This window comes from Leucobacter faecis (assembly GCF_054456695.2).
This window is the reverse complement of sequence record NZ_JBTJER020000042.1, coordinates 1-329: the sequence shown is the minus strand read 5'-3', so window position 1 is coordinate 329 and position 329 is coordinate 1. Positions and strand designations below refer to the sequence as shown.

Annotated in this window: 1 protein-coding gene and 1 rRNA gene; both read right to left on the bottom strand. The window is 58.4% G+C overall.

What is annotated here, in order from left to right:
- Positions 1 to 75: ribosomal RNA gene (gene rrf, locus ACXR2W_RS14190) — 5S ribosomal RNA — on the bottom strand; the annotation flags it as partial.
- Positions 76 to 147: 72 nt separating this feature from the next.
- Positions 148 to 329 (bottom strand): hypothetical protein (locus ACXR2W_RS14185; protein WP_489948871.1); only part of this gene is annotated, 182 nt, incomplete at its 5' end.

Here is a 329-nt window from a genome sequence, read left to right as displayed (position 1 = left end):
ACCATCGGCGCAGTCAGTCTTAGCTTCCGGGTTCGGAATGTGACCGGGCGTTTCCCTGACGCTATAACCACCGTAACGTTGGTATAAGCCTATCAAAGATTTGGGACGCCGCTGACCACACGGCTCCCTGATTCGCTCCGCCGCCGGCTAGGTGAGGTGAAGTGGATCCTGCGACTCCTTCGTCGCGCAGGATGAGATGTGGGGGTCGACGCGCAGGATGACGTCGGGGCCGACGTGCAGGATAGCGTGCGTGCCCTTTTGGGCATAAAAAAAGGGGGCTGGTTCACACAATTGTGAACCAACCCCCACTAAAAGATGTCCGGCGGTGA